Genomic DNA, 26197 nt, shown 5'->3' with positions numbered 1-26197 from the left:
ACAAAAAAATACCCTATTTTATAAAGTTTGATGGCGATCGCTAAACTCTACCACCTAAGTGATAGGATGACCGTCAGATAGAACCCTACCAACCTCTGAACCCAGGAGAATACAATGACAATCGTGGCAGAACCCACCCTGGCCCAACAATTAGGACTGGACCAGTACGGCATCAAAAACAGCCAAGAAATCGTTCGCAACCCCTCTTACGAACAGCTTTTCGCCGAAGAGACACGCCCTGACCTGGAAGGGTTCGAGCGCGGTGTGGTGACCGAGCTGGGCGCCGTCAACGTAAACACCGGTATCTTCACCGGTCGCTCCCCGAAAGATAAATATATCGTCAAAGATGCCACTACCCAGGATACTGTGTGGTGGTCTGACCAGGGTAAAAACGATAACAAAGCCATTACCCCGGAAGTGTGGTCACATCTGAAAGGGCTGGTCACCAAACAGCTCTCCGGCAAGCGCCTGTTTGTAGTCGACGGTTTCTGCGGTGCCAACCCGGATACCCGCCTGGCCGTGCGCATCATCACCGAGGTGGCCTGGCAGGCACACTTCGTGAAAAACATGTTCATCCGTCCGAGCGATGAAGAGCTGAAAACCTTCAAGCCTGACTTCGTGGTGATGAACGGTGCCAAGTGCACCAACCCGAACTGGAAGGAGCAGGGTCTCAACTCCGAGAACTTTGTTGCCTTCAACATGACCGAGAAGATGCAGCTCATCGGTGGCACCTGGTACGGTGGCGAGATGAAGAAGGGCATGTTCTCCATGATGAACTACTTCCTGCCCCTGCGCGGCATTGCCTCCATGCACTGCTCCGCCAACGTGGGTCAGGACGGCGACGTCGCCATCTTCTTCGGCCTCTCCGGCACCGGCAAGACCACCCTCTCCACCGATCCCAAGCGTCAGCTGATCGGCGATGACGAGCATGGCTGGGATGATCACGGCGTGTTCAACTTCGAAGGAGGCTGCTACGCCAAGACCATCAAGCTCTCCGAAGAGGCGGAGCCGGACATCTACCACGCTATCCGTCGCGATGCGCTGCTGGAGAACGTGACCGTTGCTGCCGATGGCACCATCGACTTCGATGATGGCTCCAAGACCGAGAACACCCGCGTCTCCTACCCCATCTATCACATCGACAACATCGTCAAGCCGGTCTCCAAGGCAGGTCACGCCACCAAAGTGATCTTCCTGACTGCCGACGCCTTCGGCGTACTGCCCCCGGTCTCCAAGCTGACCAAGGAGCAGACCAAGTACCACTTCCTGTCTGGCTTCACCGCCAAACTGGCCGGTACCGAGCGCGGCATCACCGAGCCGACTCCGACCTTCTCCTCCTGCTTCGGCGCAGCCTTCCTCTCCCTGCACCCGACCAAGTACGGTCAGGAGCTGGTGAAACGGATGGAAGCGGCAGGGGCAGAGGCCTATCTGGTCAACACCGGCTGGAACGGCACCGGCAAGCGCATCTCCATCAAGGATACCCGCGCCATCATCGACGCCATCCTGGATGGCTCCATCGAGAAGGCCGAGACCAAGGTGCTGCCAATCTTCAATCTGGAGATCCCGACCGCGCTGCACGATGTGAACCCGGCGATCCTCGACCCGCGCGACACTTACGCCGACAAGGCCGAGTGGGATGCCAAGGCCGTCGATCTGGCAGGGCGCTTCATCAAGAACTTCGAGCGCTTCACCGACAACGATGAAGGCAAACGTCTGGTTGCGGCAGGCCCGCAGCTGTAACAGGCTCGCTTCGTATCAGTGACATCATGCCGGTCAACCACGCTGACCGGCATTTTTGTTTTTGTGGAGCCCCGAACGCCGCCATCGGCCCCGTTAAAGGGGCCAAAACCTTGCCTTTGCCCATTGTGACAGGTTAGATTCAGCCAAACTTTATACAATATACAATTCTGTAACGCCCAATCGTGACCCGACCATGACCCCACCCTACAAGACCCGAACCCAGATGGTGATGGAAAACCTCCGTGGCCGGATCCTCCGTGGGGAGTTCCCCGCTGGCGCCCCCTTGCGTCAGGATGCCATTGCCAAAGAGCTGGCCGTGAGCCGCATTCCGGTGCGCGAAGCCCTGATGCAGCTGGAAGCGCAGGGGCTGGTGAAGTTCGAAGCCCATCGCGGCGCCGTGGTCACCATGCTGGACGCCTCGGCCATCGAAGAGCTCTTTTATTTGCGAGCGCTGCTGGAAGCCGATACCCTGTTTCACGCCGTCGACAAGATGACGGAAGCCACCTTCGCGCAAGCGGAGGCCATCCTCGCCCAGTTTGATCACGCCCTGGAGTCAGGCACCCAGATCGAACATTGGGCCGAGTTGAACCACAGCTTTCACGCCACCCTCTATCAGGCAGCCGGTCGCCCCCAGGCACTTGAACTGATCGCCCAGATCAATCTGAGCTGTGACCGCTATGTCCGCTTCGAGCTGCTCTTTGCCAGCGACGGCGTGGACAAGGCGGAGCGTGAACACGCCCAATTGCTGGAACTGTGCCGCGCCCGGCGCAAGCACGAGGCGGTGGTGCTGCTCAGGCAGCATATCGAAGCAGCGGGCCAGTCGATCAAGCGGATCCTGGCCAGCGGCCATAAAAACTGAACACTCATATAGCAACCATCTGGCACTAACGACATGAATAATTTCGAGATAATTGAAACCCGCGTCGCCCAAGTCAGGGCCGAGCTGGCCATGCAGGAGTTGGACGCCTTTATCGTCCCCCACGATGATGAGCACCTCGGCGAGTACATCCCCGCCTATGCCGAGCGGCTTGACTGGATCACCGGTTTCAACGGCTCTGCCGGAGTCGCCATCATCATGGCCCAGCGAGCAGCCCTCTTTGTCGATGGTCGCTATACGGTGCAGGCGCGGATGCAAACTCCCGCCGAACTGTTCGAATTCCTCCACCTCGTTGAAAATCCCCATGTGCAGTGGCTGGCCGAGCAGCTGCCGTCAGGCTCCCGGGTTGGCTTCGATGCCCGTCTGCACAGCCTGACCTGGTACAAGAATGCCAAGGCCGTGCTGGCCGACCGCGGTATCGAGCTGATCCGCGTCGAGCAGAACCCCATCGACCTGAACTGGAGCGATCGCCCGGAGCCGACCAAGAGCCCGGTCATCCTCTACAGCGAGGAGCTGGCGGGCCAGTCCAGCCAGTCCAAACGTGAACAGCTGGCGGCCGACCTGCGCAAGCGCGGGCTGGATGCGGTGCTGCTGACCCAGGCCGAGCCCATCAACTGGCTGCTCAACCTGCGCGGCCGCGATATCGACCGGCTGCCGGTGGTGCTGGGCTTTGCGGTGCTCTACGCCAACACCAGCATGGATTTCTTCGTCGATACCGACAAAATTGACTGCTTCGCCTTCACCCAACACGTAGGGCAGGATGTCTCCGTCTACCCCATCGACAAGCTGGGTGACGTGCTGCAGCGCATCGGTGAAGATCAGCAGAAGGTGCTGGCCGATCCGGACAGCGCCAACGCCTGGACCCAGCTCGTCATGGAAGAGGCGGGCGCCATTCTGGTGGCAGGGCAGGACCCCACCATGCTGCCGAAAGCGTGCAAGAACGAGATCGAGCTGACCGGTATGCGTGCCGCTCACCTGCGTGATGGCGTGGCAATGACCCGCTTCCTCGCCTGGCTGGATCGGCTGGTCGCCTCCGGCGAGTTCGAGGGTGTGGATGAAGGCACCCTGGCCGATCAGGTGGAAGCGTTCCGCCGCGAGCAGGAGCACTACGTCGAGCCGAGCTTCGACACCATCTCGGCACTCGGCCCAAACGCCGCCATGTGCCACTACCACCACACCAACGGCACTCCCCGTGCGTTTGGTCAGGACAGCCTCTATCTGCTCGACTCCGGTGGCCAATACATGGATGGCACCACCGACATCACCCGCACCATCAAGGTGGGTGAGGTGAGCGACGAGCAGAAAGCGATGTTTACCCGCGTATTGCAGGGCCATATCGCGCTGGATCAGGCCCGCTTCCCGCGCGGCACCGCCGGAATCCAGCTCGACGTGCTGGCCCGCATGCCGCTGTGGCAAGCCGGTTACAACTACGACCACGGCACCGGTCACGGCGTCGGCCACTTCCTGAGCGTCCACGAAGGGCCCCAGCGCATCGCCCCGAAAGGGAACATGGTGGCGCTGCAACCGGGCATGGTGCTCTCCAACGAGCCGGGCTACTACCGCGAAGATGGTTTTGGCATCCGCTGCGAAAACCTGGTGGTGGTGAGCGAGCTGGAGCAGATCGGCGAACTGCCAATGCTGGGCTTCGAGCGTCTGACCTATGTACCGTTCGATACCCGCCTGATCGACCGCAGCCTGCTGAGCCCGGCCGAATTCCGCTGGATCAACGAATACCACGTTGAGGTGTTCCGCCGCCTGAGCCCGCTGCTCGAGGGTGAGGATCTCGCCTGGCTGGAGCAGGCAACCAGCCTCATCTGATGACACAGGGCCTGCGGGCCCTGTTTTTTATCCCCCATTTGACCTGTATCAACACCCCAAGCGAGCTGGTCAGGAGAATGGCGGCCATGAAAAGTCATCATGCCAGCCCAGCCCGGGGCTCACACGCCGCAGCCAGCAAAAAGGCGAGTGACCACCCCAGACTCATGCGCGAGCAGCAGACGGTCAGCGCCATGATCCGCCTCTACTGCCAGCACCATCATCAGGATCCCCACTGCTGTCACTGTCGCCAGTTGCGGGATTTCGCCCATCAGCGCCTGCGTCGCTGCCGTTATGGCCACGGCCACAAACCCACCTGCGCCAACTGCAATATCCACTGCTACGCCCCGGCGATGCGCAAACAGATCCAGCAGGTGATGAAGTGGAGCGGCCCGCGCATGTTGCTGCGCCACCCCTGGCTCACCCTTCGCCACCTGCTCGACGGCTTTCGCAAGGCTCCCAAACTGCCCCACAGCAGACCGCTGCCGCCATAACCGCCAATCCCTTGCATCCGGCAGGGGATGACCACTACCCTATGACTCCTTTTCTGCCGTTGGCCCCAAGGTCAGCGGCATTGCTGATCCGTTTGCTGCCGATGGAGTCCTGATGCACCACAACCCGCCCCTGCTACGCACCGCCACCCACAATGACATGCACGCCATCTGGCAGATCGATGCCAAAGTCTTTGGTGAAGATGTCTATCCCGCCTTCTTCTTCCGTCAGGCGATGGATTTATGGCCCGAGTTGTTGCTGGTGGCCGAATACGAGGGGCAACTGGTGGGTTATGTGCTGGGTGGCTTTGGTCAGGAGCGGTCGCAAGGCTGGGTGCTCTCGCTGGCGGTGCTGCCCGAGGCGCGCGGTTTCGGCCTCGCGGAGCGGATGATGCGCCAGATGGAGGCCAACCAGCAGGCGCTGCAGATCAGCGAACTGCGGCTCACGGTCGATCCGGCCAATCCGGCCCAGCGCCTCTACTACCGTCTTGGCTATCAACTGGTTGAAGAGGTCGCCGACTACTTCGGCCCCGGCGAGGATCGGCTTGTGCTGGTTAAAACCCTCTCCGGTACAGCTGCGATTCAAGGATAAAACCGGTTACAGAACGCATAATTGGTTACATTTTGCCGATTTCATGTCCCGCTTGCTTGGAGTAAAGTTCAATTCATCAAACTGATTGTTTGAATTCTATTCAGCCTTGGAGGCCCATCATGTTGAAACGTATGACCCTTATTGCCCTGCTGGCCGCCACTACCGTCACCGGTTGCGCCAACAGCGATGTCTACTCTGGCGATGTCTACACCAAAGACCGTGCCAAACAGGTACAAACCGTCAGCTATGGCACCATCATCTCCACCCGCCCGGTGAAGATCCAGGCTGATGAAAACTCCCTGCTCGGCACTATTGGCGGCGCCGTGGTCGGCGGCCTGCTGGGCAGCACCATAGGCGGCGGCACCGGCCGTGATATCGCCACAGCAGGTGGTGCCATTGCCGGCGCGGCAGCCGGCAAGGCCGCTGGCGACAAACTCAACCAGGTCGACGGGGTCGAGCTGGAGATCAAGAAAGAGAACGGCGAAGCCATCGTGGTGGTGCAGAAAGCCAGCCCCACCTTCGTGCCGGGCGCGCGGGTACGCATGACCCAGGGCAATGGCAGCATCAACGTGGCCGTAGTGAATTAAGCGTGTGAACCAAGGTTTCGCCACCCTCGAGCCATAAAAAAACCGCCGATTCCGGCGGTTTTTTGTTGTCTGACGTTCTGGATTACATGCTGTAAGCCTTCTCGCCGTGGGAGGTGACATCCAGCCCTTCCCGCTCGGCATCGCCATTGACCCTCAGCCCGATCAGCATGTCGACCGCCTTGAAGGCAATCGCCGCCACGGCACCGGACCAGAGCAGGGTGACACCGACCCCGATGGCCTGGATCTTCACCTGAGTCAGGATGGAGTAGCCCTCGGCAACCTGATTGGTGACATAGTCCCACACCCCGGTGCCGCCCAGATCCGGGCTGGCAAAGACGCCGGTCAGCAGGGCGCCGAGAATGCCGCACACCCCGTGCAGACCGAAGACATCCAGGCTGTCATCGGCCCCCAGCAGACGCTTGAGACCGTGGACGCCCCACAGACCGGCCACACCACTGACAAGACCCATCACCAGCGCGCCACCGACACCGACAAACCCGGCCGCAGGGGTGATCATCACCAGACCGGACACCGCTCCGGACGCCGCACCCAGCAGGGAGGGACGCCCCTTCATCACCCACTCGGCCAACGTCCATGACAGAGCTGCCGCAGCCGGTGCCACCCAGGTGTTGATAAAGGCGAGCGCAGCCACCCCGTTGGCTTCCAGCGCGGAGCCCGCGTTGAAACCGAACCAGCCGAACCAGAGCAGGGAGGCGCCGATCATGGTCATGGTCAGGCTGTGGGGGGTCATGGGATCACGACCGTAGCCCAGACGCTTGCCCACCAGATAGGCCCCCACCAGACCCGCCACGGCGGCGTTGATGTGCACCACGGTGCCGCCAGCAAAGTCCAGCGCACCATGCTGGAACAGATACCCGGCAGTTGCGGTCGCGGTTGCTGCGGCTTCGGCGCTGGTATAGGCATCCGGACCCGCCCAATACCACACCATATGAGCCAGCGGGATATAGGCGAAGGTGAACCAGATCACCGAGAAGAGCAGCACGGCGGCAAACTTGATGCGCTCGGCAAACGCTCCCACGATAAGGCCGCAGGTGATGGCGGCAAAGGCCCCCTGGAACACCACATAGATCAGCTCGCTGATCCCGACACCCTTGCTGAAGGTGGCGGCGATGGAGTCAGGGGTCACCCCCTTGAGCAGCACCTTGCTGAAGGAGCCGTAGAAATTGCCCCCCTCGGTAAAGGCCAGTGAATAACCGTAAATTACCCAGAGCACGCAGATAAGGCAGAACAGGGTAAAGACCTGCATCAGCACGCTCAGCATATTCTTGGCCCGCACCAGACCACCGTAGAAGAGGGCCAGACCGGGGATCGACATCAGGATCACCAGGGCCGCCGAGAGCAGCATCCAGGTGTTGTCACCCTTGTTGATTGTCATGGCGGCAACCGGTGCCACCGCCGCCTGTACCTGAGCGACCTCTTCGGCCCAACTTGGGGTAACCAGCAAGGCAGGCAACATCGTCAGACCCGCCATCATCCATTTTTTGACCATAGAGCACTCTCCTTCCCTGTCGTACCGGTACAAGACCGGCTCCGTTTCCCTGATTGAATCTGTGGCGAACCGCAAGGTGTTGCTGCAACCCGCCAGAATCACACCCGCGCCCGGCACGGGGATGCCTCTTGCCACTTCCTCATCACTGCGTCTGCCGCCGATGAGCGCAAGAGACCGTCTGACATGTAAAAAGCATAAAGTGGGCCATAATTTTAAATCCTTAAAAATCATTAAATTAACTATCTCAGCCATCGTTAACGCACCAAAATGGCGCACGCTCTGCGCTAACCGGTACTGAACCGCCCTGTCACAGGGCAGGCGATACTTCACGCACCAGAAGTGCGCAAACCCTGAACCAGCCCACAAGCTGAAGCCCTCTATATCGCGCGCTGCAGGCCAACTCGTTTACACTGGCAGACCAGCCGTTTCTGTTATCCGACTACGGCATACCATTACGCAGCGCCTTGTTTGCAACGTGATGGCGGGCCCAATCCGAGGAACACCATGCAGTTTGATCGTCTCGATATCAGCCTCTCCCACTACCATCAGCTCGATCGGGAGCATCGTTCCCACATCTTGTTGCTGGGGGGATTGATGCTGGCCATCATGACCCTTCATCTGTTGCTGCTGCCCCACTTCCCCTACGAACGCTTTTACGCCGTCAGCTTTGGCTTCGAGGTGATCAACTGGCTCACCATGCTGTTCCTGTTCTGGGTGGTGCAGTGCGCCCACCTGCCCACCCACACCTACCGCATGCTCTCCTGCGGTCTGATGTTGTGGATCATGGGGGCCACCGCCGACATCATGGATGAGCTGGTGGCGCAGCCGCTCTGGCTCGCCATCTATGCCGAGGATCTGCTGCGCTCCAGCGGCATCCTGCTCAGCAGCATCGGCATCCTGAGCACCATGCACCACCTCTTTCACATCAATACCCAGCTCAGACAACAGGCGCTGTTCGACGATCTGACCAAGCTGCCAAACCGGCGCTACTTTCATCAGCAGCTGTTTCTGGAACAAGGGATTTGCCACGCCCTCATCCTGCTGGATCTGGATCACTTCAAGCGGATCAATGACAACTACGGCCACGATATCGGGGATCGGGTGTTGCAGCAGTTTGGCGAGCTGTTGCAACAGCACTGCCCGCCCGGTGCGCTGGCGGCCCGTGTCGGGGGTGAAGAGTTTGCCCTGCTGCTGCCCGTCGCCCACGAAGCCGAGCTGCAGCAACTGGCCAACACCCTGCTCACTGCGACCCGCACCATAGCCCCCGACCCGACCCATACCATGACGGTCAGTCTGGGAGTGGGAGTCCGCGAGCCCAAGGAACCGGCAGTCTCGCTGTTCAAGCGGGTGGATCAGGCGCTTTATGGCGCCAAGGAGGCGGGCAGAAACTGCGCGGTATGGGCGACGCCGACTAATAAAGAGGCGTGAAGAGCTGCCGGTTGATTACCGATCACGGCGGAACATTGCTGCTGAAACAGGGGCCCCTGTTTCATGGGGAAAATCCCCCGTCTAAAAGCGGAAGGTAAGACCGATATTGGCCTGCCACTGGGTCACCAGCTCCCCGCGCACCTTGAACACGCACTGCTCCGGGTTGCAGAGAAACTGGTTGTTGTCGTTGACCAGCGAGCCATAACCGCGCACCTCGGCCCGCAGGGCCAGATGCTCGGCGAGGCGCGGTTGCACCCCGAGCGCCAGCGACATGGAAGGGGTCACCTCGCTGTCGTAAGCGGCAAAGCGGGTCACCCCGATCCCGGCGCCGATATAGGGCGCCATCAGGTTGTCAGAGAGGGTCAAAGCACCGGCAAAGTGCAGGATGTCCACCGTCAGGCGATCCGGCTGGTCGGGAGAGAGGGTGGTGGACTGATGGCTGTAGAGCAGCTCGATCATGCCCGGATCATCCACCTCCTTGCTGATAAAGAGACCCCAACTGCCGGAGCCCTGCCCCAGCAGTGAATCGAGCGAGGCCGAGCGCGAGACCGGCTGCACCACCTCGTCACTCTTCTCGAAGTCGATGGCTGAGCTGTAGCCGAAAAACGGCGTCACCTGCCAACCGGATGTGGTTGCTGCCTCACTACTCCAGACCTGCCCGAGTGGCAGCAACAGCCCCATCATCGCTATCCCGGCTCTCTTCATCATCCCCTGCTCCCTGTGTGATTGTGCAGAAAGCATACCAGAGGCATCCTGCGCTCATCCTAAATGGCAGCTGTACCGGTTCACTTTCATGGGGGGGATCACACTCATCGATGGCGCGGCAAAGCAGTACCATTGTGGCCTTGCCGTACTCCCCGCCACCATTCATCGACGGTTAACCTCTGCCACGTATGCTGGCGCCAAAGCGGGTCACAAGGACCTGTCATCACCACTCAGAAGGACATCAGGGAATGGTTGCCGCGCAACTTCACGACCCCCAGACCACCCTCGCGGATACCCTGCGGGCCACCGCGCACGCCATCGACGAAAGCCACATCAGCCTGCGCCAGATGCTGGAGCTGGTGGGCGAACAGGGCATGCTGCTGTTTTGCGTGCTGCTCACCGTCCCCTTTCTGTTGCCGGTCTCCATTCCCGGGGTCAGCACCCCGTTTGGCCTCTTGATCCTCTTTATCGGCATCGGTATCACCCTCAACCGGGTGCCCTGGCTGCCCGCCATCCTGATGGAACGCCGCTTCGCCGCCGACCAGCTCAAGCCGACCCTGCACAAGGGTGCGGATCTGCTGGCCCGTGTCGATCGCGTTATCCGCCCGCGCCTGCTGGTGCTGACCGGCAGCAGCACGGTCAACCGCTGCAACGGTCTGCTGATCATGCTGGCCGCCCTGCTGCTGATGCTGCCCCTGGGCGCCATCCCCTTCACCAATGCCATGCCCGCCTGGGCCATCCTGCTGCTCTGCACCGGCATGTTGCAGCGGGACGGTCTGTTCGTTGCCAGCGGCTATCTGCTGGTAAGTGCGACCCTGGTCTGGTTCAGCGTGCTGGCCATCGGCTTGCTGATGGCGGGCCAGAGCGCCACCGGCCTGCTCGGCTAACCCCGATGCACAGAAAAAGGGCGACCAGATGGTCGCCCTTTTGGATTTGTGCGGGATACCGCCCGGTCAAAGCAGATCGTAGATAAGGGCCGAGATGGCAAGCAGCCCCATCACCAACACAAAAAGGGTACTCGGCCCGCGATAACGCTTGAGTGCGGGCAAGCGATAGATGGAGCAGGCCGGCAGCAGAAACAGGATCACCGCGATCAGCGGGCCACTGACGCGCTCGATGATGTCGAGCACATTGGGGTTCAGATAGGTGATGAGGGCGGTCACCATAAACAGGATCACCGACGACACCCGGGCGATGGTCGACTCCTTGAGAGAGAGCCCCAGCCCCTGACAGGCACCGCTCACCATGCTCACCGTCCCCTCGCTAACCCCCATGGAGGTGCCGAGGAAGGATTTGGACATGGCCAGAATGGCGATAAGCGGCCCCACATAGGCGATCAGCGGATTGGAAAACTTGTTCGCCAGCGCCGACAGCACGGAGATATTGTCGGTGCGGGCCAGCGCCATCTCGGCCTGACTCAGGCTCATCACGCAGCTCACCACGAAGAAGAGCACGCTACCGCAAATCAGCATACTGCTGCACTTGATGATCCGCTTGGCACGCAGGTCGGCACTCTCCTGACAGCGCTTTTTCTGCGCCGCACTGAAGGAGGAGATAATGGGCGCATGGCTGAAAGAGAACACCATCACCGGCACGATCAGCCAGAGGGATTTCCAGAACGCCGGGTCACGCCACTCCACTGCCTGACTCTCTGTGAAATAGGAGAGGCTCCACTGGGGCAGCAGATAGATGGAGAGGCCAATCAGAAAGGCGACCATCGGCAGAGCCAGCACGCTGATGGCCGACACCACGATCTGTTTGCCGGCCAGCAGGATCAGATGCAGACCCAGCATCACCCCCAGCACCAGCAAGCCGCGGGGAAGCGCGGCATCCCCCAGCTGATGTACCACGAAGCTCTGGATCGCATTGGTGATGGAGATGCTGTAAACCAGAATGATGGGGTAGAAGGCCATCAGATAGACCAGCATCAGCAGCTTGCCCGCCCTGGCACCGAAGTGCTCCTCCACCACATGGGTGATATCCCCCTCCTTATGGGAACTGGAGAGCACAAAGCGGCTCAATGCCCGGTGGGAATAATAAGAAAGCGGAAAAGCCAGCAATAATATAAACAGCAAAATAACCGGGGAATTACTGCCAACAGTAATAGGGAGAAATAACGTACCGGCACCAACAGCAGTGGCATATAAGCCCATGGTCCATACCGAATCGCTTTTCTCCCATTTCAATTTTGAAACAGGGTGACTCTTTTCAGCAATAGAAACACTCATTGCAATATATACCTTATTAGTCTGTCATCATTATTTTTATTGGCCCGAATAACAGGCTGGCGATATGTCATGGCAGATCGCCCTGTTCGTGAAAGAACAACGCCGCCAGTAGCCAACAGGGCCACCGGAGGGAAACGGAGCTGCCACGCTACCATCGTTGAAATCGCCAACCTGGTCAAGGTTAATAATTCATGACCGTTTGAATCGGATTGTTTCAAAAGACAATGAAATGTGTCACATTCGTCATCCAGAACCAGATCCAAACCCTTTTGATAACATACCGATAAAACCTCATCCTGTTGCCCAACAACACAAATAAGACCAGCGATCAGGCCGATAATATTAACACCTTAAGCTGTGGAATATCAGTGAAATAATACGGCCAACTTTTCTACTAATTGACAGTGATGTCAGCCAATTTATTTATGGCAAAAGGAAAGGTGATGTCTGCCAATAACAGGACCAATCAGCTCAGCGTGCCGGGCAGTGTGCCACCCGGTTGCGCCCTGCCCGCTTGGCCTGATAGAGCCACTCGTCGGCCCGGGCCAGCGCCTGATTGATCTCCTCCTCCGGCTGCACCAGGGTTGTGCCCAGACTGACCGTGATGGCGACCGGATCGGCAGGCAATGCTTCGACAGCGGCACGGATCTGCTCCGCCATCTGTAGCAAACCGGCCTCATCGATCCGTGGCAACAGGATCAAAAACTCCTCGCCGCCGCTGCGCACAAAGAGATCGTCCGCCCGCAACAGGGCATCGATGCAGCCACTGAATCGCTGCAAGGCCCGATCTCCCTGCTGATGGCCGTAGTGATCGTTGATCTGCTTGAAGTGATCGATGTCGAGCATGATAAGGCCACAGGGCGCCTCCCCTGTCCGCAGCGGCTGGCAGTGCTCGAAGAAGAAGCGGCGGTTGTAGAGACCGGTCAGCTGATCGGTCTCGCTCTGGCGCTGCAGTCGCTGCTGCAACTCGTACTGGCGGGTAATATTGCGAGTCACCCAGGCCACCGCCCGCTTGCCGTCATAGAGGGAGGGCAGCGGGGCAATCTTGCCCTCGAAGCGTTGTACCCCCTGCGGCCCGACGGCGGCATTGATCCCCCCCACCTCGGCTGCTGATAGCTCATACTCCACCACCCGCACCTGACCGCTCGCCAGTGACTCGGCAACCTGTGCCTTGACCCACATGGCCATCTCGGGTGGCAGCACATCGGCCAGTTGCTTGCCCGCCAGCGGATTGCCATCGTGATAGGATTGCTGCTCCATGCCGCCGATATATTCCACGTAATAACCATCTTCACTGAGGATGAAGATGGGATCTGGCAGTTGGGCCATCACTTCATAAAGCTGGGTTACCGAAAGCGCCACGGAGACTCCTGTACGTTAGGGTCAAACAGGGGGGAGATATTCTGCCTTAAAAGGACTCACTCGCCCTCATCGGCAACGGAGAAAAATCTGCCGTCATAGCCAACAATCCTTTACATCTAGCAGCATGCAGACGTCTCGGCCAGCAAGGATTGCCTGCGCCCACCGCCGCTCTGACTTGCGACCGTTCGCAGTGGCGGATGGCCCCTCCCTCGCTCAATGATATCTCATTGTTTCAACTCACAAGTTCATTTACGCTGGCCGTCACGAGTCCAGTTTTCACCTCATCAGCCATCAGGAACGCCAGCCCCCCCGCAACCGCAGGGGCTGTACCACGGAAAAGGAATCGCCAGATGAAAAACGCCATCGTTACCGCCCGCTTCGACGCTATCAGTACCGAAGGGGAACAGCTCACCCTCAAGATCGCCATCAAGGCCCCCGAGCCGGATCCCAAGTCCGCCAGCGGTGACTGGCGCTGCAAGGTGAAGCTGGCGGGGCTGAGCGACAAAACCTTTATCTACGGCATCGACAGCCTGCAGGCCCTGAGCCTCGCCATCAAGTTTGTCGAGACCGAACTGCGCGCCTTCTCCGATGCGGGCTGGCAATTCTATCTGCCAGGCTGCCCCGATCACCCCATCGACATGAGCGCCTGCTACTTCCCGGCGCTCTAGCCCGGCCAACCCAAGGAGCCCGGATGCACGGACCCGACCCCGCCAATCCCCACCCCATGAATGGCTTCCCCCAGGTGTGTTTTATCAAGAACACCATCAAGGGGCCCAATATCGAGGTGGGTGACTACACCTATTACGACGACCCGGAGGATTCGGCGGGCTTCGAGCGCAACGTTCTCTACCACTTTCCCTTCATCGGCGACAAGCTCATCATCGGCAAGTTCTGCGCCATCGCCCGCGGGGTGAAGTTCATCATGAACGGCGCCAACCACCAGACCTCCGGCTTCTCCACCTACCCTTTCTTTATCTTCGGCAACGGCTGGGAGCATGCCGCACCCGCCCCGGGCAGCCTCCCCTACAAGGGGGATACCGTCATCGGCAACGATGTCTGGATTGGCTATGAGGCTCTGATCATGCCGGGGGTAAAGGTCGGCAACGGCGCCATTATCGCCGCCCGCTCCGTGGTCACCGGTGACGTGCCCGCCTACGCCGTGGTCGGCGGCAATCCCGCCAGGATGATCCGCTACCGCTTCGACGACGACACCATAGCCCGTCTCAACGCCATCGCCTGGTGGGACTGGCCGGTGGAGCAGATCAGCCGCAACCTGCCGCTCATCAGCGGCGGCGAGATAGCCGCGCTGGAAGCGGCAATCCGCTAGAGACAAGCCCCATCAGGCATAGGGCCAGAAATGAGAAGAGGGTTGAGCGCACAGGCACTCAACCCTCTTTTTGATTGGTCGCAGACCGCTCAGTGGCTGGCGGAGCGACTACCGCTCCAGATCAGCTCGCCGCTGCGCAGCTCCATCAGGGTCATCGACAACCGATAACGGCTCCCCTCTGTCACCAGATCCCCGTAGAGCATGTAGCCGGCGCCGGTCTGACGGCCAAGCCGCACAAGGGAGGCCGGGTTCATCCTGCCCTGCTGATACTCAAGCTGGCCGGTGATGGCTGCCACCTGCCCTTGGTCGACAAAGTGAAAACCGCTCTTGCTCTGGATGAGCTTGCTCATGGCCGCCGCCATGGCGCGGGTGTCCACCGGCTCGCCGGTGCCGTTCTGGGGCGGGGTGAGCAGCAGCACCGGCTGACCGGTTTGCGCAAGCTCCCGCACCTCGGGGGCCTGCACAAAGAGATCGGCCATGGCCTGCGCCAGTCCGGTCGGCGCCACCGGCTTGGGCTGAACGTCCCCGCTATCCGGTTTGGTCACCGGCTTGTCCGGCTGGCTCACTGGCTGATCGGGTTCACTGACAGGAGCCTGAGTACCACCGTAGGGATTGACCGCACAACCGCCCAGCAGCAGGGCCCCCACCATCAACAAGGAACGCAGCTTCATCTTTTCTCTCCGCCAGAAATCCGTAAACGGGCATCAACACATGCCCGCATGGCGGAGCCCCTGCCCCGCATCCTCCTTATGCTAGGGACAAACCCCGGCGGGGTCGATACGCCCACCACCACAGGGCGACAGAGACTGGCGAACCTGGGCCCACGAAAAAGCTGGCACGGCTCCACCCGATTCCGTTAGGGTAGTGTCGGTAAAACATCAACAGTAACGCAGCGGTAAGCCCGGCGCACAACACGTCGCAACCCGACAGAGATCATCACACTCAAGCAGGAAGCACTATGCAACTCACCCCACCCCAACCGCCTCAGGATGATGAGATCGAAGCGCTGCGCATTGGTCTCTCTGGCTTCAACACGGGTCACGCCGGCACCCATCTGCGCGAGCGGATCGCCAGCTTTATCAAGGATAGAGAGGGCAAGGTACACGGCGGCATCATCGCCGACATCAAGTGGGGCTGGCTGCACGTCGACTGGCTCTGGATCGACGAACGCATCCGCCGCGATGGCTGGGGCGGCCGCCTGCTCGGCGCCATGGAGCAGTACGCCCAAAGCAAGGGCATCAGCAACTACCATCTGGAAACCACCAGTTTTCAGGCCCTCCCCTTCTACCAGAAGCAGGGTTACGAAGTCTTTGGCCAGCTGCCCGATATGCCGCCGGGGCATATCAGTTACTTTCTGAAAAAGCAGTCATAAGCCGATGAGCGGCCGCAACAGCCCTGCAATAGACAAGGCACCGGATAGCTGGAGTCTCTCCTTCTACAGGCGCCTTGCCTTGCTCTTTGCACTGCTTGCAACCAGCTCCAGCACCCTTGCCCTGTCACTACACGATCTGGATCCGGCATTTGAGCGATGTGAAGCGATCAAGTCACAACACTGCGCCACACTACCCGCGAAAAGCGACCCCTTCTGGTCACTGGAGAAAGCACAGCAGGCGACCGTGCTGATCTATCTGCATGAGAAAAGCATGGAGCGCTGCACCGCAGCAGAAGTCGATGCGCTGGCGCTCAAGGCGTTCCATCAGGCGGTAGAGGGAAACCGCAGTTTTCTCGACACCTTGATCAAGGCGAGAGCCACCACGCTCACTCCCGCCCGGCAAGCTCAGTTGCAGCAAGTCGGCCAAGCAGAACTGGATAGATTGGCCGAGATGAAGGAATTTGCTCAGCCCTTCTCGCTAACCGAGTACCTCAAACAACTCTGAAGCAGAAGAAATAACAAAGGTTTTTATGAAGGGAGAGGTCACAGCCGAATAAGGCACAACATTGTTAGAGTGTTTGATCTCACATCACGGGAAAGAAAGGCTTCATACAAAGCCTCCAACGCGATAGACTGACCTATAAGATTTGCATTCAACAATATATTTTTACTAGAGAATCTAATATGGGTGAGTTTTCTAAACGAGTTGGAGATGTAGGTGAGGATATAGTGGTTGACATCCTGAGTTTAATGGGATGGAAAGATGTCGCAAGAAATATACAGCTTCCTTGTTGCACAAAATCACATGAAAAACAGACTCACGGAATCGACTCTTTATACCTCTATACATCCCCATTAGAATCGAATTCAGTTGAAAATGTAGTCATATCATCAAAATACTCTAGCCATCCATATAAGGCAGTCCCATCAACATTTAAGGACCATTTCAAAGATATAGCAAACACAATTGAATGCTATTCGAAATCGTCTGTAAAAAGTGAATATAACAAGTCATTTGGGCGCAGCATGCGGAAAAATGACATAGGTGTTCTCTTTTATTTCAACAATGATACATCACCTGAAAACCAAGAAATCATTAGCCAAATATCAAACCTTAGAATCGACAAAGACATTAAATACAAATTAATTCATGTAATTGACAATAAACGAGCATCATTTTTGTTCAATGCGTTAACTTATATGAAGAGGGTTTATCATGACAAAGTCGAATTCTACTACCCCTCTACTTCTCTCAATATTTCTTCACCAGATAAAAAATATCGATCATCAATAATGCCTGTTGAATTTATAACTGCACCAATAATTCCTATTGTAATAGATGTTAGTGGTGATGAAGAGCAATTAGCGCTGTGCCTACTAACTAATGAAAACATTACAGAAGAGTCATTGGAGCTTTTGATAAGTTGTGCTAGAGAAATTTCACAAGACCTAACTAAAAACATCATTCTCATATTCCCTCACTACAACATTCTTAATCACAAAGAGTTAATCGAGAGGGCAAAGATATCTTTATTAAGTGATGGTGTGCGCTTAAACATTGACGTTAAATCTTTCAATACTAGCTATTCCGGGTGAGAGCATGAATAACAGACAATTTATTCCAGCAGGTGAACATTTAAAAGCTCTCATATCGCAATCAAAAGTATCAGAAGCTGATATAAATAGCGTTCTAAGAGGGAGAGGTGTTTTTTCTCACTCTACGGAAAAAAGTGATACCGCACCACTTTTGATAAAAACAATCATCAGCCCACGGGAATTTGAACAGCTAAAAAGTAAAGTTACATCTCGGGAAAGCTCTCCAAAAACAATTTTTAGAAATCTAGAGTGGAGTTCTGAAGACACTTTAATTGATGCTTTACATGGTGCAATAGATGTCGACAGCATAGTTCCCGAACAATTTGTAAACTATGAAATAGATGAGTTTTCTGATTTTTATTCATCAGAAAACCCTGATTTTGTTCTTTTAGACTTTGGGATTAAGAGAACTGATTTATTAGATGAGTGGGATAATCAAGAAAAATACTTCAAAGGCCAACTTGAGTTAAAGAAGGTTAATGGTGAAAATATCTCTGTGAACATAACCATGACACATACATCACCAGAAACAAAACAAGTTGCAAACTCTATTCTTAAAGCCGCAGAGGTCCACTTAAGGAATAATCACTACATCAGTGAATCAGCAAAAATAACTGAGGTTAGATTCAATCACTTCACAAATGAAAATCGAATTTCATTTCTTAGTGCAATTGCTCGCAAGCAGACAGAATATGAGTTTTTCTATAAAGAAATTGTGGACTTCCAATTTAAGCCAGATATAACAAAAGAACCAGATCAACAAATCGAATGGTTACAAAAGAATATTGATGAGCTATCAGTAAAAGGTGATCTGGAGAAAACAATATTCTTCAATGAAAAGTTACATAAAAACATGAAGGCTTTTAAATTGGTTGCAAATTATTCAATTTCATTTTCATCATATAGTGGAACATGTAAAGTGTCTTTTGAGTTTCCAGGATATGCGAAAAAAGGTGATGATTTCGCAGAATTAGTTGTGGACTTTAAAGCTTTTAAACTGACAGGTGCTTCACAAACAGAAATAAAAGAAGTCAAGAATCTAATAATGAAAAACATAGAGAAGGTAAAAACAGCAGAATTCCTATCACTTAAACAAGAGCTCTTGTGACCATTGTCATAATTTAGACACTAACATTTTTGGCCAGTGCATATCTAATGCAGAGTGTCGAGCAAGCGGCACCGAGCCATGAATAGTCCATCGCCGCGTGCTGTCGGATAATCCCGTATGTTGGGCTTCGCTACGCTCAGCGCCAACCTACCACAGATGTAGGTTGCGGCTGAGCTTGCGAAGCCCAACGTTTACCGCGAATAGCTATTGTGTTCCTGCATCACTCTCCCCGATCTGCGTATGGCAAAGGGAAATCACCCTCTATCTCCCCAAAAACGGCTCCCAATCCTTGAACACCGGCTGCAACCCCGCCTGCCGCACGGCGGCGGCGACTTCACCGACCGGACGGTCGTCGTGGATGGCGAACTGCTCCAGCTCCTCTTTATCCCCTTCGGCATAGCCCCCCGGCTGGGTGCGCGACTCGGCCGACATCTGGGTGATACCAAGGCGCACCGCGCCATTGCGAAAGGTGGCTGACTCGCGGGTGGAGAGCGACAAGTCCAGCGTGGGCGAGAAGAGGCGCCAAGCGCAGATAAGCTGGGCCAATTGGCGATCCGACATGACCACGGCAGGCTCCAGCCCGCCGGTGCAGGGGCGCAGGCGCGGGAAGGAGAGCGAGTAGCGGCTCTGCCAGTGATGGCGCTCAAGCCAGCTCAGATGCTCGGCGACAAAGTAGCTGTCGGTGCGCCAATCCGAGGAGAGACCGATCAGCGCCCCCAACCCGATTTTGTCGATACCGGCGCGGCCCAGCCGATCCGGCGTGGCGAGGCGCCATGCGATGTCCCGCTTGTTGCCGCGCAGATGGTGGCGGGCGTAGGTGGGGGCGTGGTAGGTCTCCTGATAGACCATGACGGCATCGAGGCCGAGGGTTTTCAGCTCGGCATATTCGGCCTGCGAGAGGGGCTGCACCTCCATCCCTACCGTGCTGAAGTGGCGGCGGATGATGGGCATCACCTCGCGAAAATAGGCGAGCCCCACCTTGTGCTCGTGCTCGCCGGTCACCAGCAGCACGCTGTCGAAACCGCGCGCCTTGATGGCCAGACACTCACGCTCAATCTCCTCTGCATTCAAGGTCTTGCGCTTGAGGCGGTTACTCATGGAGAAGCCGCAGTAGGTGCAGTCGTTGGCGCACAGGTTCGACAGATAGAGCGGCACATAGAAGCCGATGGTGTTGCCAAAGCGCTGGCGGGTCAGCCGCTCGGCCTCGGCCGCCATCTGCGGCAGATAGGCTTCGGCGGCCGGCGAGATCAGCGCCATAAAATCGCTTAGGGTGCGGCGCGATGCACTCAGCGCCCGCGCCACATCGGCGGCAGTTTTGGCGCGGATCTGCATGCCGATATCGTCCCACTCCAGCTCCTGCCATCGGTCGAGAAAGGAAGGCTCCTTAGCCCTCACCCCCGGCGCCCTCACCCCCAGCCCCTCTCCCAGAGGGAGAGGGGGGCAAACCTCTGGCTGCCCTTGGGGCAAGGGGGAGATGTTCATGGTCGCCCCTGTTTCATGACTCATAAAGCCCCCAGAAAATCGGTGAGCGGGCTGGAGGCTTGGGCCTGCAGGACGCGCGCGCCAAGGCCAGCTTCATAGGCGCTGCGACCGGCGGTGCAGGCCAGCGCAAAGGCGCGGCCCATGGCGACCGGGTCGCCGCTCACCGCGATGGCGGTGTTGACCAGCACGGCATCGGCGCCCAGCTCAAAGGCAGCGGCGGCGTGGCTTGGTGCACCTATGCCCGCGTCCACTACCACGGGCACATTGGCCTGCTCGACGATGATGGAGAGAAACTCCCGGGTCACCAGCCCCTGATTGGAGCCGATGGGTGCCCCGAGCGGCATCACGGCGGCGCAGCCCACCTCTTCCAGCCGCTTGCAGAGCACGGGGTCGGCGCCGCAGTAGGGCAGCACCACAAAGCCCTCTTTCACCAGCTGCTCGGCGGCTTTCAGCGTCTCGATGGGATCGGGCAAGAGATAACGGGGATCGGGGTGGATCTCCAGCTTCAGCCAGTTCGTCCCCAGCGCCTCGCGGGCGAGATGGGCGGCAAATACCGCCTCGGCGGCGGTCTTGGCGCCGGAGGTGTTGGGCAGCAGCTTGACCCCGAGTTGCAGCAAGGGGCTCAGGATATCGTCGTGGGCCTTGCCCGGTTCGAGCCGCTTGATGGCCATGGTGACCAGTTGGGAGCCACTCGCCTCGATGGCTGCGGCCATCAGATCCGGGCGGGCAAACTTGCCGGTGCCGGTAAAGAGGCGCGAAGAGAAGGTGTGATCGGCAATTTTGAGCATGTCAGCCTCCCGCCACAGTAGTAAGAAAAGATGAAGTTCCGCCGCAAGGCAGAGCACGCGAAGATGGGACTGCGAGCATCATGGGTCAGCCTCCCGCGATGGCGGTGAAGAGGTGAAGTTCGTCCCCGTCATTGAGACGGGTTTCGGCCCAGCGGCCACGGGGCAGCACGGCGCCGTTAAGGGCCACCGCCACTCCCTGTGGATTAACGTCTTGCACCGCCAGCAGGTCGGCCACGCTATGCCCTGCCGTCAGCGGCTGGGCTTTATCGTTGAGTCGAATGGTAAGGATCATGGGGTGATCTCCTTATCGTGTGTCGGGCATCGGCGCTGTCCGCAGACCGGGCAATCGGGATCGGGGGCCAGAGTGAGGGTCTGCCACTGATGGGCCAAAGCATCGAAACGGCGCAATGTGCCGGCGACCGGGCTTGGCATCCCTAACAGCAGTTTCAATGCCTCCAGCGCCTGCAAGGAGCCCATTACCCCGACCAGCGGGCCAGTGACGCCACTGGTCTCGCAGCTCTGGGAGAGCTTGGTATCCAGCGGATAGAGGCAGGCGTAGCAGGCGTGATCGCTGCTGGTGCGCGCCATCAACTGCCCCTGCCAACCCACCGCGGCGGCGGAGATCCAGGGCTTGTCCTGAGCCACGCAGGCGGCGTTGATGGCCTGGCGGGTGGCGAGGTTATCGCAGCAGTCGATCACCAGATCTACCTCGGCCACAAACTCCGGCAGGCTGGCGGCATCGAGCCGCTGGTTGATGGCAATCAGCTCCACCAGCGGGTTGTGGGCGGCCAAGCGCTCGCGGGCCAGCTCCGCCTTGGAGTGGTTGACCGCCTCGCTATCGAACAGGATCTGGCGCGGCAAGTTGCTGGAATCCACCGTATCGCCATCGGCCAGCCACAAGGTGCCCACACCGGCCCCAGCCAGATAGAGGGCGAGCGGCGAGCCGAGCCCGCCGAGGCCGACGATCAGCACCGATTGATCCTTGAGCCGCGCCTGCCCCGCCTCCCCCACTTCCGCCAGCATCAGCTGGCGGCCGTATCGCAAATACTCTTTGTCACTAAGAGAAGCGGCATCAGAGCGCATGTTCCACCTCCCTTATGGCAGAAGCCGAGCGTGGCTCATCCCCCGCCCCCACGGCCGCGAGCAGCCGTTCGGTCGCCCCCTGCCAGTCATCGCTGGCCGTGATGGCCGAGACCAGCGCGATACTGCCGACCCCGCTAGCCTTGACCGCCGCCACCCGCTCCTCGCTGATGCCGCCGATGGCCACCGTCGGCCAGTCGCACATCAGGGCGCGGTAGCGATGCAGCCGCACCAGCCCCTGCGGGCGAGACGGCATCGCCTTGGTGTTAGTCGGGAAGATATGACCCAGCGCGATATAGGAGGGGGCCAGCTCGCGGGCCCGCATCAGCTCGAAGTAGCCGTGGGTGGAGATGCCAAGGCGCAGCCCGGCCGCCTGAATGGCGGCGAGATCGGCGGTCTCCATATCCTCCTGCCCCAGATGCACGCCCCAGGCACCCGCCTCGATGGCCTGCTGCCAGTAGTCGTTGATAAAGAGCCGCGCCCCATGGCGGCGACCGAGCGCTACCGCATCACGAATGGCCGGCGCCACCTCTGCGGCGGGCAGATCCTTGATCCGCAGCTGGATGGTTTTGACCCCCTGCCCCAGCAGGCGGCGCAGCCACTTGACCGAGTCCACCACCGGATAGAGGCCGAGGTTGTGTTCGGTCGGCGCGAAGGGACCCTGCGGCAGGCGGGCACTGCTCACTTCATAAAGAGCGAAGCGGCGATCGAGGGTTGAGCCCGCCAAGACGGCGCGGGGGAAGTGAGCAAGATCGGCAGGCCAGCCAAGATGGGCGATGGGGCCCGGGCCTGCCCCCACCCCCTGCGCCGCCGCCAACCCCTGTTGCAGGTAGGCACGCGCCAGGGTGATGGCGTCCTCCACCGGATAATCCTGCGCCACCACGGCGGCGATGGCGCTGGCGTAGCAGCAACCGGTACCGTGACCGTGGCGGGTATTCAGGCGCGGCGCCGCCAGCCAGAATTCGCGGGTCTCATCCTGGTAGTAGTCGAGGCAGAGATCGCCGCTCCAGCCCAGATGGCCGCCCTTGACCAGCACGGCACGGGCGCCGAGTTCGCGCAGCCGCTGGGCAGCGAAGCGCACCAGCACAGGGCTGGTCGCAGGAATGCCGGTCAGGGCTTCCAGTTCGGGGCCGTTGGGGGTGATGAGCGACAGACGTGGTAACAGCTGCTCGCGCACCGCTTCCAACATATTGGGCTCCGCCATCGGAGTGCCGGTGCTGGCGATGGCCACCGGGTCGTAGACTACGAAGGGAGCCTCGATGGCTGCCAGTCGACGGGCCAGCACCTCGACGTGAAGCCGGGTTGGCAGCAGGCCGATCTTGATGGCGGCGGGCGGCAGATCGACACCGAGGGCGTCGATCTGGGCGGTGAAGGTCTGCATCAGCACGGGGTCGACCATCTTCACCGCCACCGAGTTCTGGGCGGTAATGGCGGAGATGACCGAGCAGCCGTGCACGCCAAGGTCGTGCAATGTGTGCAAGTCGGCCTGAATGCCGGCGCCACCGCCGGAGTCTGAACCGGCGATGGTCCAGACCACGGGGCGGGCCTGCGTCACGGCGGACAGATCGGCGGGGCTGACGGCCCCGCTTGCGCTGCTCACGCCTCCTCCCCTGCGGCCTGTTTCAGCGCCGCCGCCTGATGATAGATCTCGCCGCCGGTCTCCTTGAAGGTCTCCGCCATGCGGGCCATGCCGCTCTCCACCTGAGCCACCACCTGCTCCTGCTGGCCATCCATGCCGACCAGCTTGATCTCCACCGCTTCAAGCTTTGCTGCGTAATCGCGCACATCCTGAGTGATCTTCATGGAGCAGAACTTGGGCCCACACATGGAGCAGAAGTGGGCCACCTTGCCGGACTCCTGAGGCAGGGTCTCGTCGTGGTAGGCGCGAGCGGTGTCGGGGTCGAGCGCCAGATTGAACTGATCCTCCCAGCGGAACTCGAATCGCGCCTTGGACATGGCGTTGTCGCGGATCTGGGCACCCGGATGCCCCTTGGCCAGATCGGCGGCGTGGGCGGCGATCTTGTAGGTAATCAACCCCTGCTTCACATCCTCCTTGTTGGGCAGCCCCAGATGCTCCTTGGGGGTGACGTAGCAGAGCATGGCGCAGCCGTACCAGCCGATGAGCGCCGCACCAATGCCGGAGGTGAAGTGATCGTAACCCGGGGCGATGTCGGTGGTGAGCGGGCCCAGCGTATAGAACGGCGCCTCGTGGCAGTGCTCCAGCTGCTCGGTCATGTTGCGCTCGATCATGTGCATCGGCACGTGACCCGGCCCCTCGATCATCACCTGTACGTCGTACTCCCACGCGATCTTGGTCAGCTCGCCCAGGGTGCGCAGCTCGGCGAACTGAGCCTCGTCGTTGGCGTCATAGACGGAGCCCGGGCGTAGACCGTCGCCCAGCGACAGCGCCACGTCATAAGCGGCGCAGATCTCGCAAATTTCTCGGAAGTGCTGGTAGAGGAAGTTCTCCTTGTGGTGGGAGAGGCACCACTTGGCCATGATGCTGCCGCCGCGCGAGACGATGCCGGTGAGGCGCTTGGCGGTCATCGGCACGAAACGCAGCAAGACGCCGGCGTGGATGGTGAAGTAGTCCACCCCCTGCTCGGCCTGCTCCAGCAGGGTGTCGCGGAACAGCTCCCAGGTGAGATCCTCGGCGATGCCGTTGGTCTTCTCCAGCGCCTGATAGATGGGCACGGTACCGATGGGCACCGGGCTGTTGCGCAGGATCCACTCGCGGGTCTCGTGGATGTAACGGCCGGTGGAGAGATCCATCACGGTGTCGGCACCCCAGCGGGTGGACCAGACTAGCTTTTCGACTTCCTCTTCGATGCTAGAGGTGACCGCCGAGTTGCCGATGTTGGCGTTGATCTTCACCAGGAAATTGCGGCCGATGATCATCGGCTCCGCTTCCGGGTGGTTGATGTTGCTGGGGATGATGGCGCGACCGGCGGCCACCTCATCACGCACAAACTCGGGGGTAATGTTCTGGGGCAAACGGGCACCAAAATCGCGGCCCGGATGCTGGGTGCGCAAGAGCTCGGAGCGCACCCGCTCACGCCCCATGTTCTCGCGAATAGCGATAAATTCCATCTCGGGGGTGACGATACCGGCGCGGGCGTAGTGGAGCTGGGTGACCCGGCGACCCGGCTTGGCACGGCGCGGCTTTGGCAGATGTTCGAAGCGCAGGTGATCCAGCCCCTCGTCGGCCAGCCGCTCCTGAGTGAAGGTGGAGCTGAGCCCCGGCAGCTCGTCGGTGTCATCCCGCTCCAGCACCCAGTTTTCCCGCAGGCGCGGCAGGCCACGGCGCACATCGATGGCGACCCCCTCCTCCCCGTAACGGCCAGAGGTGTCGTAGACCGGCACCGGTTCGTTGGGCTCGAACCGGGGATCTTCTTTGGTGCCGCCGACGAAGGTGTCGGCCAGCTGGATCTCCCGCAGAGGCACCCGGATATCGGCGCGGGAGCCTTCGATAAAGATGCGGCGGGAGTTGGGGTGAGCCATCCCCTTGAGGCTGTCGATAAAGGCCTGAGCGCTGGAACGCTGCTCGCGGCGGCTGGATTTATTGGTATCAGATACAGAAGTAGACATAGCAAAACTCACATTAACTGGTTGAAGTTATGGGTATTTGCTTGTCTGGAGTTCGAGGAGAAGATGAACTTGCGGCGGGGTGTTTATGTCAGGAGGGAGTGCGCGCGGGATGGATCTCCGCGCTGCTGTACTGCCCCTTCCCGCTCTCTGCACGCTGTGGGCAAGGCGCCCCACGTGCTGGACAATCGGACGGGACAGACTCCCTCCTGTGCGCCCTGACCCATCAAGGGTGATCCCTTCGATGAGCGGAAGAGGCTTGTCCCTCCTCCGGCGCGGTAACCCGCAAGTTACCCTTGTTCCCTTCGCAGGTTTTAACCTGATCAGGTTCCACGGATCCCGAATTAACGGTCTCAGCTTCGCGTCGTTCGACGGTCAGCACTCCGACAAGATGGCGCCAGTATAAGGGGGAAAATCTAAAGCACAAGCCGTTAACAATCTGGCCAACACGCCTCTTGCAACAAATGAGTGAACAATGTCTCGATCACGGGACCACCCCAAACAGAGGTCAAACCTGCGTTGGC

At 59.0% G+C, this 26197-nt stretch carries 25 protein-coding genes and 1 riboswitch; of the genes, 14 read left to right on the top strand and 11 right to left on the bottom strand.

Features of this window, described 5'->3' with window-relative positions; genetic code table 11:
* Positions 1-114: 114 nt before the first annotated feature.
* The 6 genes from pckA to G5137_RS06535 all read left to right on the top strand — a co-directional run bounded on the left by pckA (position 115) and on the right by G5137_RS06535 (position 6102).
* A complete protein-coding gene (gene pckA / locus G5137_RS06560) occupies positions 115-1740 on the top strand; it encodes a phosphoenolpyruvate carboxykinase (ATP) (RefSeq protein ID WP_005340139.1) in 1626 nt (541 codons plus the stop codon).
* A 193-nt stretch (positions 1741-1933) separates the two neighbouring features.
* Positions 1934-2599 carry a GntR family transcriptional regulator gene (locus tag G5137_RS06555; RefSeq protein WP_005340138.1) on the top strand — a complete coding sequence of 222 codons (666 nt, stop codon included), beginning with the start codon at positions 1934-1936 and terminating at the stop codon, positions 2597-2599.
* Between the two features lie 33 nt (positions 2600-2632).
* Entirely contained in the window at positions 2633-4435 is a 1803-nt protein-coding gene (locus G5137_RS06550) for an aminopeptidase P family protein (protein ID WP_421255093.1), read from the top strand.
* An 86-nt stretch (positions 4436-4521) separates the two neighbouring features.
* Positions 4522-4926 (top strand): nitrous oxide-stimulated promoter family protein, encoded by a 405-nt coding sequence (locus G5137_RS06545; RefSeq protein WP_421255092.1) that lies wholly within the window; start codon positions 4522-4524, stop codon positions 4924-4926.
* A gap of 112 nt (positions 4927-5038) precedes the next feature.
* Positions 5039-5515, top strand: a complete 477-nt coding sequence (locus tag G5137_RS06540; RefSeq protein ID WP_139405189.1) for a GNAT family N-acetyltransferase — start codon at positions 5039-5041, stop codon at positions 5513-5515.
* A 119-nt stretch (positions 5516-5634) separates the two neighbouring features.
* Positions 5635-6102 carry a glycine zipper 2TM domain-containing protein gene (locus G5137_RS06535; RefSeq protein ID WP_201952827.1) on the top strand — a complete coding sequence of 156 codons (468 nt, stop codon included), beginning with the start codon at positions 5635-5637 and terminating at the stop codon, positions 6100-6102.
* 82 nt (positions 6103-6184) lie between these two features.
* Here G5137_RS06535 and amt read toward each other — a convergent pair whose 3' ends face one another.
* Positions 6185-7612, bottom strand: a complete 1428-nt coding sequence (gene amt / locus G5137_RS06530) for an ammonium transporter (protein WP_103252255.1) — start codon at positions 7610-7612, stop codon at positions 6185-6187.
* 504 nt (positions 7613-8116) lie between these two features.
* On the opposite strand from amt, the gene G5137_RS06525 reads away from it, so the two are divergent.
* Positions 8117-9040: a GGDEF domain-containing protein gene (locus G5137_RS06525; RefSeq protein WP_421255091.1), complete on the top strand. Its 924-nt coding sequence runs from the start codon at positions 8117-8119 to the stop codon at positions 9038-9040.
* A gap of 81 nt (positions 9041-9121) precedes the next feature.
* On the opposite strand, the gene G5137_RS06520 is transcribed toward G5137_RS06525, so the two are convergent.
* A complete protein-coding gene (locus G5137_RS06520; RefSeq protein ID WP_421255103.1) occupies positions 9122-9745 on the bottom strand; it encodes an outer membrane beta-barrel protein in 624 nt (207 codons plus the stop codon).
* Between the two features lie 248 nt (positions 9746-9993).
* Between G5137_RS06520 and G5137_RS06515 the strand changes: the two genes are divergently transcribed.
* Complete coding sequence (locus G5137_RS06515) at positions 9994-10632, top strand: exopolysaccharide biosynthesis protein (protein ID WP_421255090.1); 639 nt, start codon at positions 9994-9996, stop codon at positions 10630-10632.
* A 66-nt stretch (positions 10633-10698) separates the two neighbouring features.
* On the opposite strand, the gene G5137_RS06510 is transcribed toward G5137_RS06515, so the two are convergent.
* Together G5137_RS06510 and G5137_RS06505 are read right to left on the bottom strand one after the other, a co-directional pair.
* Positions 10699-11973 (bottom strand): amino acid permease, encoded by a 1275-nt coding sequence (locus G5137_RS06510; protein ID WP_421208858.1) that lies wholly within the window; start codon positions 11971-11973, stop codon positions 10699-10701.
* A gap of 471 nt (positions 11974-12444) precedes the next feature.
* Positions 12445-13335 carry a sensor domain-containing diguanylate cyclase gene (locus G5137_RS06505; RefSeq protein ID WP_159158084.1) on the bottom strand — a complete coding sequence of 297 codons (891 nt, stop codon included), beginning with the start codon at positions 13333-13335 and terminating at the stop codon, positions 12445-12447.
* A gap of 350 nt (positions 13336-13685) precedes the next feature.
* Here G5137_RS06505 and G5137_RS06500 point away from each other — a divergent pair, with 350 nt between their 5' ends.
* The gene (locus G5137_RS06500; protein WP_058056329.1) at positions 13686-14003 is read left to right on the top strand and encodes a DUF6968 family protein; all 318 of its coding nucleotides are present in this window, start codon (positions 13686-13688) and stop codon (positions 14001-14003) included.
* A gap of 23 nt (positions 14004-14026) precedes the next feature.
* On the top strand, positions 14027-14662 hold the full coding sequence (locus tag G5137_RS06495) for a Vat family streptogramin A O-acetyltransferase (RefSeq protein ID WP_421255089.1): 636 nt from the start codon (positions 14027-14029) through the stop codon (positions 14660-14662).
* An 89-nt stretch (positions 14663-14751) separates the two neighbouring features.
* On the opposite strand, the gene G5137_RS06490 is transcribed toward G5137_RS06495, so the two are convergent.
* Positions 14752-15333: a penicillin-binding protein activator LpoB gene (locus G5137_RS06490; RefSeq protein ID WP_106844168.1), complete on the bottom strand. Its 582-nt coding sequence runs from the start codon at positions 15331-15333 to the stop codon at positions 14752-14754.
* A gap of 287 nt (positions 15334-15620) precedes the next feature.
* Here G5137_RS06490 and G5137_RS06485 point away from each other — a divergent pair, with 287 nt between their 5' ends.
* From G5137_RS06485 to gapS4b, 4 genes are all read left to right on the top strand, one after another.
* Positions 15621-16034, top strand: a complete 414-nt coding sequence (locus G5137_RS06485) for a GNAT family N-acetyltransferase (RefSeq protein WP_421255088.1) — start codon at positions 15621-15623, stop codon at positions 16032-16034.
* Positions 16035-16038: 4 nt separating this feature from the next.
* Positions 16039-16539: a hypothetical protein gene (locus tag G5137_RS06480; RefSeq protein WP_421255087.1), complete on the top strand. Its 501-nt coding sequence runs from the start codon at positions 16039-16041 to the stop codon at positions 16537-16539.
* Between the two features lie 179 nt (positions 16540-16718).
* A complete protein-coding gene (gene gapS4a, locus G5137_RS06475; RefSeq protein ID WP_421255086.1) occupies positions 16719-17630 on the top strand; it encodes a GapS4a family protein in 912 nt (303 codons plus the stop codon).
* A gap of 4 nt (positions 17631-17634) precedes the next feature.
* Positions 17635-18738, top strand: a complete 1104-nt coding sequence (gene gapS4b / locus G5137_RS06470) for a GapS4b family protein (RefSeq protein ID WP_421255085.1) — start codon at positions 17635-17637, stop codon at positions 18736-18738.
* A gap of 261 nt (positions 18739-18999) precedes the next feature.
* On the opposite strand, the gene thiH is transcribed toward gapS4b, so the two are convergent.
* The 6 genes from thiH to thiC form a co-directional block, all read right to left on the bottom strand.
* Positions 19000-20070, bottom strand: a complete 1071-nt coding sequence (gene thiH, locus G5137_RS06465) for a 2-iminoacetate synthase ThiH (protein ID WP_421255102.1) — start codon at positions 20068-20070, stop codon at positions 19000-19002.
* Between the two features lie 170 nt (positions 20071-20240).
* On the bottom strand, positions 20241-21008 hold the full coding sequence (locus G5137_RS06460) for a thiazole synthase (protein ID WP_421255084.1): 768 nt from the start codon (positions 21006-21008) through the stop codon (positions 20241-20243).
* Between the two features lie 85 nt (positions 21009-21093).
* A complete protein-coding gene (thiS, locus tag G5137_RS06455; RefSeq protein ID WP_421255083.1) occupies positions 21094-21300 on the bottom strand; it encodes a sulfur carrier protein ThiS in 207 nt (68 codons plus the stop codon).
* A complete protein-coding gene (locus tag G5137_RS06450) occupies positions 21297-22091 on the bottom strand; it encodes a HesA/MoeB/ThiF family protein (RefSeq protein WP_421255082.1) in 795 nt (264 codons plus the stop codon). Before G5137_RS06450 ends, thiS begins: the two co-directional genes overlap by 4 nt.
* Complete coding sequence (thiE, locus tag G5137_RS06445) at positions 22081-23688, bottom strand: thiamine phosphate synthase (RefSeq protein ID WP_421255081.1); 1608 nt, start codon at positions 23686-23688, stop codon at positions 22081-22083. The genes G5137_RS06450 and thiE overlap by 11 nt, the downstream gene beginning before the upstream one ends.
* Positions 23685-25676 (bottom strand): phosphomethylpyrimidine synthase ThiC, encoded by a 1992-nt coding sequence (thiC, locus tag G5137_RS06440; protein WP_322112553.1) that lies wholly within the window; start codon positions 25674-25676, stop codon positions 23685-23687. The genes thiE and thiC overlap by 4 nt, the downstream gene beginning before the upstream one ends.
* A 280-nt stretch (positions 25677-25956) precedes the next feature.
* Positions 25957-26069: riboswitch (TPP riboswitch) on the bottom strand.
* Between the last annotated feature and the right edge of the window lie 128 nt (positions 26070-26197).

Origin of the sequence: Aeromonas sp. 600282 (genome assembly GCF_049175755.1) — a bacterium.
In the GTDB taxonomy this organism is placed as follows: Bacteria; Pseudomonadota; Gammaproteobacteria; order Enterobacterales; family Aeromonadaceae; genus Aeromonas; species Aeromonas veronii_A.
Note: the sequence above shows the minus strand (reverse complement) of the source record. Positions and strands in the feature narration are given on the sequence as shown.